The sequence below is a fragment of the Desulfurococcus sp. genome, from assembly GCF_049970475.1.
Classification (GTDB): domain Archaea; phylum Thermoproteota; class Thermoprotei_A; order Sulfolobales; family Desulfurococcaceae; genus Desulfurococcus; species Desulfurococcus amylolyticus.
This window is the reverse complement of sequence record NZ_JBMFMW010000060.1, coordinates 1-7,287: the sequence shown is the minus strand read 5'-3', so window position 1 is coordinate 7,287 and position 7,287 is coordinate 1. Positions and strand designations below refer to the sequence as shown.

Below are 7,287 nucleotides of genomic sequence, written 5' to 3'. Positions count from 1 at the left end.
GATCTCTAAAGAAATGCTTGAGAAATTTGATGCATTAAGAACGTTGAGTGGAAGGCTTCAAAACCCAGGTGCATATGATAATAAGACCTACTATAATGAGGTTGTCACCGGATACAATATAACCATTGAGCTGGTAAACTACTTTAAGCGTCTTGAGACGGATTACGAGGGATATATGAATGAATTCATAGCGAGTGCCCAGAACGAACTGGATTCACTACAGTTGAAGTTCATAGGGTTGGAGAACTTCAAGAAGCTATTCTATGACCCGAGATTCTATAACTCACTATATAAGACAATGCTCTTTGTTGCTACTAGTGTGCCACTCAAGGTTGGATTCGGCGTTCTACTCGCCTTATTTTATTCCTCGGAGCTCCTCAGAGGCAGGAGAATAATGAGAGCCCTCATTATTGTTCCATGGGCAATGCCATTTCTACTCTCAGCACTCACATGGAAGTTCCTGTTTATACCTAATGGTCAACTAGGCCAATTACTCGGGCTTAACATGAATAACAGGGAGTGGGATGCATTCCTAGTGTACAACCTATTTGAGACGTGGCTTGCTTACCCATTCATAATGACTATAACACAAGGTGCTCTTGGAGGAGTACCAAAAGAAGTCATAGAGGCATCATATATTGATGGTGCTAATGCCTTTACAAGACTAAGGAAAGTGATATTTCCATTGATCAAGAAGCCCGTGCTGGTGGCATCGATCTCGACGACGGGTGCCTCGTTACAGGCATTCCTTGTACCGCTGACGCTTAATGGTGCAGGTCCCACTGGATACATTTGTGCACCGTTTGTCGGTTGCACAGCAGGGTATATGAATGAGATGCTGATAGTGTTCGGATATTATAGGGTCATAATTGACCAGGAATACGGATATGCTGCCTCAGTCTACCTTGTTATCCTGGCAATAATACTGGTTTATGTAACTCTATGGCTTAAACTACTAATGGAGAAAGGTGGTAAGTAGTATGGTTTCAGTCTCTCTAACTATACTTAAAATAACCCTTACAATTATAGGGGTCTTTATAGCCGTCGCCATCGCTTATCCACTAATATACATAGTGGCACAGGCACTGATAGGGAAGCCAACGATAATAGTCTCTAGTTTCCAGCAACTACTAAGCTATGGGATCACATTCGATAACTTTATTAAGACGCTTCAGGACCCCGAGTTCCATACGGCGTTAAGAAACTCATTAATAGTTGCATCAATCACCGTAATCCTAGCGATCCTCGTCATCATACCATCCGGGTACGCGTTCTCGAGATTCGAGTTTCTAGGTAAAAACACGCTGTTATACTACTACCTCATCGTAAGCCAGGCCGGGGGAGGGCTTGGAATCATAGCTGTATTAGCAATGTATATATTCTTCTTGAGACTGACAGCGTATGGTATAAACATAATCCAGATCTGGGTATTACCACTAGTCTACGTCTCAGGCCTAACGCCATTCCAGACATGGCTTATTAAGAGCTACTTCGACCAATTGCCAAAGGAATTAGATGAAGCATCATTTATTGATGGGGCCGACTGGTTTACCATAATATTCAGAGTAGTGCTCCCAGCATCCAAGGCAGCATTCATCATTATAACAATATTTGCATTCATGAGTGCGTGGGGAGAGTTCATTATAGCAAATATTCTAGGGCTCGACACTCTTGGACGTTACATATACTCTAAAGCGGTTGCCGGTCAAGCCGGGATGATGAGACCGGGTGAATTCGCTGCAGCTGCTCTGCTATACGCTATACCGATGGTAATCTTGTTCACGCTATCGCAGAAGTATATTGGAGAAGCATACAGGCTTGGAATGAAGGGCTAGGTTAAGCCTAGTTTAAAAACAATTTCTTTTCTCTCATGCACGTATGTTTCTTTCAGACGCAGTCCCCTTATACCAGAGCTCCTTGATGTAACTATAGCAAGTAGTGTAATATTGTTTAAACCCCTTCTCACAGCTGTCTCTGGAACATATAGCTCCCTTTCTGGAGAGTCATCGCTAATCCTACCTATGAATTCCCCGTTTACAAACACCAGTATTCTACATCCCCAGAAATCCACTTCCAGTTTCACTGGTGAGGAGCTCGTTGGCTCCTTCTCATATGGAATCACAGTGTTGACCCATATAACACGTCCTGCTTTATCCCCAAGTAATATAGGGGGTTCAGCTGTCTCGCCGCGTGGGCTTCTTCTAAACCATTCCTCAATTAATCCATGGAGGCCTTCTTGTATAAGCCATTCACCATCCACCTTGTACTGGTAGACCCCTATGACTGGGTTTACCACGCCCCATTCAACGAGTAATGCTACCTCGTTTACCCCGGGTTTGAGATACCTTGTTATATCGATAGGGCCTATGAGGGGGCCGACGTATACTTTGTTCACGAATAAGAGGATTCTATAGTAATGGTTGTAGTAGAATTCTAGGCCTGGATCCAACACATAGTGCCTGGATAAATCATCTACTTTGAACTCTGTTATATAAAGGCCTGGGGAGTCGACGCTGTATGTTTCCCCTGTACTACTCCTCTGTTCTTGTAGGGCCTTAATCACTGGTTCCGGGTTGGCGATGAATTCCGCGAGGTCGAAGCCTGGCCCATATGGTATCTCGAACCCTGTTTTTCTCCACTTGTAGAGCCTGATCTCGCCTACTCTACCAAGGTAGACTCCACCATATATGCCGTTTGGAACATATAATAAGCCATCATTAGGGTGACCCGTGGACTCCAGTATAACTGTTACTTCGTTCACGCCTTCCTTAAGGGAGTCTGCAGACATCTCTATGTAGTGGTAGCCTGATCCAGCATATTCGTTATTGATGGATACAACAGCATAGTCGCTGAAACCGATCAGCGCGAGATGCTTGTCTAATAGATCCCCTAGTTGCTTCTTATCAAGGTGAAGCCTTAGCCTGTACACATAGATACCGTTTTCATAGAAGCCGTTCTTTTCCAGCGGGCTCGAAGGATTAATACTAGTTAACGTGTGGAATACAGGGTCTTCTAGAAGCCTGTATTCTAAGGGGTGGTAGGTGTTTTTCCCGCTCCGACACATACTTAATGGAATATGTGTGGCATAGACATACTTGGAGAGCCTTGTTAAATCTAGGTCTAGGTCTTCAAGACTGATCGCGTCTATTTCACGTGAAGTAACTACTAGCAATCTTCCACAGCTGTCTTCGTCGAGTTCAGCGTTAATCACCACCTTGCCCCCATCTATCCTTGAGTCACCTATGTAGTAGATGTTGGATATGAGTACGAGGTCTTCATCTACAATCCATGTTTTCTCAGCTCTACACCTACATGTGAAGATTAATAGTAGGTTTTGCCCCCTCGTTGACTTCACAATGGCTAAGTGTTCACCGTGTGTATGGTTAACCACCAGGTATGCTCTCTCACCCTCTCTACGGATCAACACGTCTCCCTGTATATCTACATCGAGTACTCCACCCTCTACTTCTACAGCTGTCTCAGTGTATTCACCGTGGTCTCCGTAAATAATCATGACCACGGTGTCTCCTAGTCTTTTCATTAATAATGCCTCTCCACTCGTGTACACGAGTTTGAAAGGCGTCCCTTCTACGACGAGGTCTAGTAGAACTATTTTAGCGTACCGCGGTGGCACACGTATAGGCGTCCACATGGGTATTATTTCGCCCCTGTTTATAAGCCTCTGGTAGCATAGGTTGTCACCGGTATTTCTCAGTACTGCTATTTTCCCGTGATCACCTACACGCTGTAATAATTCACTACAAGTAGATGCGGTTTTCACGGTTTCGCCTGGCTTTAAACTAGTCACCAACTCCTGGAACCCATTGAGGAAGGTAAACATCCTCTTCACTCTATAATATCTCTCCGAGAGCTCTCCCCACTCTCTAATACATGCTTCAAAATCATATGATGAAGCCAGGTACTTAGCGGTGTAGTAGCCTGGATTCGACCCTCCGTGAAACATATATATATTTATATTATTAAGGCCCATCCCAACAGCGGTTTTCAACAATATCTCCGTCCACTCAGGTGGAATACTCAGCCTATTTGTTGGATAGTATCCATACCTAGACGACTTAAACCAGCCTCCCTCGAGCTCCATGATCATCTTGAATAACCCGGGTTGCGATGACAAGTAGCTCCGTAGCCTATCATCGAATTGCCTCATATCCCAGGGAGAAGGGTATAGGTCTATTGTGTTCGGTATCCTCGTTAAATACGGGTCTTCATTAGTGAACACCAGTACACCGGGTAGCTTCTCCTCCACGATCTCCGCTAGCTTCTCAATATACTTCTCATTACCCCAGAAATACTCGTTCTCAACCTGGATACCAATTACAATCTCTCTCTCCACGTATGGTTTGAGAATGTTGAGGACACTATTATACCATTCCACCACATGCTTAAAGTACCCGGGGTCCAGCGAGCGTAGCCTCATCGCTTTAGTATAGATCCAGTTTGGATGGCCGCCACTATCCCATTCGGAACATATGTAGGGGCCGGGCCTCGCTATGACTCTTAAACCGAGTTCTCCAGCCAACTCGAGAAATGAAACCAAATCTCTACTATAGTAGCTCGCTACATGCCACTGACTCGTTCCATCGGTGAAATCCACAACTTTTTCCCGCGGGCCATGCCAATTCCACGGTATATAAGTGGATACACAGTTTCCCCCAGCCCGCTTCAACTTTAGGAGCCTATCTCTCCAGAGATGCTTTGGAACCCTAAAATAATGTATTTCACCACAGAGTAGGGTCATAATTACTCGCCCAGAACTATGAATTCCTCGGGGAAAATAAATGTGTTTTCTAAGGTTCCATTAGCTACAGGAATAATAACAACCACCTGTCTTCTTCAAGATGTGGGTGGTGCTTACTGGGGTTCAGGTCTCACATAGGTTTATATAAATTGGTTTCATCCCCTCATCCTTGTTCCCCCTGTATCCCCTTTGGGCTTGTATACGGCTTGAGGGCGTTCACTGGCACTCTACATCTTGAATTAAGGAATTTAAGGAAGAGATTCATACATGCGATTACATTCTTCAATAGTAAACCTATATGGAAGCAGAAACAACATACCGAGACGCATAAAATCATTGGTTCAAAGCTACCTTGTTTTCTCCATGTAGCGGACATGTTTTCCTGGTATCCTTTAGAGGCATGATAGCGATGAAGTAGCCGAGTAAGGAATTGGCCACGAAGATCACGAGTAGAGATACCAGGATCGCTTTCCCACTTCTTAAGACTCTAGAGCTCAATGAAAACCCAACCTACATAGTAGTGGTAGCCAGGAAAGGGACTAACAGGCCACCCTCACTTGAATTCAGCAAGGAAGAAATAGGAAAAGACATCAATACAATAATTAATGAGTTCATCACGAGCATCTATTACCGATGGCAGAGATGTTACCTGGTATCCACGTCTTGATGGAGGAATACCTATCGAGTCAGGACTTATACTGTAAGGTATTTTAGATGTCCTGACCTCCTCCCCGCTCTAAAGGGTTGGGGTTCCCTTTAGGGTGGGAGGTTCTCTGCATCTATTCGGTTTGCATCTTTCACCTGCGGGGCAGTCGGGGCAACCCCTCATACCCATCACTTCTACACTCACCACCAAAAAAAAAGATAGAGAATACAGAGCTTGTAAACCTTCATCCCAGCCATAAACGGCGGGGCTTTCGGTTGTAAAAGGTGTAAGCAAACAAGTAGAGTTGCTTCTATGTGAATTACTCTTCCCCTCGATCTCTACTTAATCTTCTAAAATCTAAAGAGGCTGGATTCGAAACCCTTGGTTAGAAACCAAGGGTTTAGGAATACAGCGGCAAGATATTGTAACTTCGATTCATTATTATCAATCTTACTCATCCTTATTCTCTCATCAAGGCACTGTTACTTAAACCATGTTATTCCCACATACACTTGGTAGAAGGTTTAAAAACCCTGTTCATTACTTGGTATTGATTTTCCGGGGTGGGAGCATGAGTGAGCTGATTGGATACCTGGGTATGTTGTTCGTGTTTACATCGTTTATAATCCGTAACTGGCTCTGGCTACACATCCTTAATGGTATAGGCACAGCCCTTCTCCTTATCTACGCATTAGTCCTCGGTAATCACGTCTTCGCAATAGTTGAGGGCGGGGTCTTGGCATTACTGGCTTACAGAGTATACCAGGACCTGAAGTCTGAGAACGGTAAAAAGGGTTTATAAAATAATTGTTTTTAAATCGATATCGTCGACTACCAGATTATTTTTACCTGGATACGGGTGATCAATTTATATCTCTCCATGGATGCATGAATGGTTCTTGTTGAGGCCTCATTTTCTCAAGTGTCTTCAAGTACACATAGAACACTGAGACAACAGTGCCTATGGTGAACGTGACTAGAGAGAGCAGTGAGAGTAATAGAAATGGTTTCTCCTCCCTTATACATGTCATATTGATTGATACTTGGGTATCCTCGGAGGCTATTATATTGTAGAATAAATTATCCAGTGTGAAGACCGCTACTTCACCTGGCTTAACGTATTCACTATACTCTATTAACCTGTTGAATACGGTTATCTCTGCTATATGAGTATCTATGTTCTCAACCGCTAAGGTGATGTTTACCAGGTTCCCTGGGTCAGTGTTATCCAGGATTGATGTAAGGGGTATTTCTATGGTGGTTAAATTATATATTGTTGAATAATGGATTACATTGTAATAGGTTAGCATTGATGCCATTGACAGCAAGATTGATGCGATCAGCATAGATAAACCAATCAGCATCAATAACCTCGTGGACAACCCGGTCAAACCCCTCTCAAAGCCCACTTGTTTATAGCGGGCTAAGATTTATATACCTACTCATGTAATCCTTAATAATTGTATGGGTGAGAAGTATTGAGTAAATATATTCCATTACTATTATTAACAATAGTATTAGTCTCAATACTAGTTATACCCACACAAATAACATCAGCCCAAGCTACGCAGCCAGGCCCTGCATCAGATAAAATAGTAGTCACGAGGAAAACCATTGAGGAAGTACCAGACGCCATATCCAGTGGTAAAATAGATGGATATCTCTACAGCTTAAGGCCAGCACAGGCTGCCCAGTTACAAGGTGTATCCGGTGTAACTCTGTACTCGGCTCCAGCAGGCCTAATAGAGTTAACATTGAATCCTGCCCCAGTGGCTGTTTTCACTTTAGAGGGAACTCTTTCAATAAGTGAGGCTGCCTCTAAGCTAGGTATTCCGGCAGCCGCGATAACTAACCTGTATACTCAGGGAGGTAAAACAGTTGT

The 7,287-nt window shown here is 43.7% G+C and carries 8 protein-coding genes and 1 pseudogene; 6 read left to right on the top strand and 3 right to left on the bottom strand.

What is annotated here, in order from left to right; translation table 11 throughout:
- Positions 1-979, top strand: a 979-nt coding sequence (locus ACP5N5_RS04800; protein ID WP_428133431.1) for a carbohydrate ABC transporter permease, incomplete at its 5' end; no start/stop codon positions are given.
- Between the two features lies 1 nt (position 980).
- Positions 981-1,835, top strand: coding sequence for an ABC transporter permease subunit (locus ACP5N5_RS04795; RefSeq protein WP_428133429.1), 855 nt, complete (start codon positions 981-983; stop codon positions 1,833-1,835).
- On the opposite strand, the gene ACP5N5_RS04790 is transcribed toward ACP5N5_RS04795, so the two are convergent.
- Entirely contained in the window at positions 1,832-4,759 is a 2,928-nt protein-coding gene (locus ACP5N5_RS04790) for a beta-galactosidase (RefSeq protein ID WP_428133427.1), read from the bottom strand. The two genes, ACP5N5_RS04795 and ACP5N5_RS04790, sit on opposite strands and share 4 nt — an antisense overlap.
- A gap of 149 nt (positions 4,760-4,908) precedes the next feature.
- On the opposite strand from ACP5N5_RS04790, the gene ACP5N5_RS04785 reads away from it, so the two are divergent.
- The 3 genes from ACP5N5_RS04785 (at position 4,909) to ACP5N5_RS04775 (ending at position 6,207) form a co-directional block, all read left to right on the top strand.
- Positions 4,909-5,163, top strand: a complete 255-nt coding sequence (locus ACP5N5_RS04785; protein ID WP_428133424.1) for a hypothetical protein — start codon at positions 4,909-4,911, stop codon at positions 5,161-5,163.
- A 26-nt stretch (positions 5,164-5,189) separates the two neighbouring features.
- A complete protein-coding gene (locus ACP5N5_RS04780; protein ID WP_012608068.1) occupies positions 5,190-5,426 on the top strand; it encodes a hypothetical protein in 237 nt (78 codons plus the stop codon).
- Between the two features lie 550 nt (positions 5,427-5,976).
- Positions 5,977-6,207 (top strand): hypothetical protein, encoded by a 231-nt coding sequence (locus ACP5N5_RS04775; RefSeq protein ID WP_428133421.1) that lies wholly within the window; start codon positions 5,977-5,979, stop codon positions 6,205-6,207.
- A gap of 61 nt (positions 6,208-6,268) precedes the next feature.
- On the opposite strand, the gene ACP5N5_RS04770 is transcribed toward ACP5N5_RS04775, so the two are convergent.
- Both ACP5N5_RS04770 and ACP5N5_RS04765 read right to left on the bottom strand, forming a co-directional pair.
- Positions 6,269-6,787, bottom strand: a complete 519-nt coding sequence (locus ACP5N5_RS04770) for a hypothetical protein (protein ID WP_428133419.1) — start codon at positions 6,785-6,787, stop codon at positions 6,269-6,271.
- 71 nt (positions 6,788-6,858) lie between these two features.
- Positions 6,859-6,948: a hypothetical protein gene (locus ACP5N5_RS04765; RefSeq protein ID WP_404990971.1), complete on the bottom strand. Its 90-nt coding sequence runs from the start codon at positions 6,946-6,948 to the stop codon at positions 6,859-6,861.
- Here ACP5N5_RS04765 and ACP5N5_RS04760 point away from each other — a divergent pair.
- Positions 6,917-7,287: pseudogene (locus ACP5N5_RS04760) on the top strand (ABC transporter substrate-binding protein); the annotation flags it as partial. The gene ACP5N5_RS04765 and the pseudogene ACP5N5_RS04760 overlap by 32 nt on opposite strands.

Excerpts from the sequence above, each read along its gene's own strand:
- ACP5N5_RS04795 (WP_428133429.1), top strand. The coding sequence starts at position 981 with ATGGTTTCAGTCTCTCTAACTATACTTAAAATAACCCTTACAATTATA.
- ACP5N5_RS04790 (WP_428133427.1), bottom strand. The coding sequence starts at position 4,759 with ATGACCCTACTCTGTGGTGAAATACATTATTTTAGGGTTCCAAAGCAT.
- ACP5N5_RS04775 (WP_428133421.1), top strand. The coding sequence starts at position 5,977 with ATGAGTGAGCTGATTGGATACCTGGGTATGTTGTTCGTGTTTACATCG.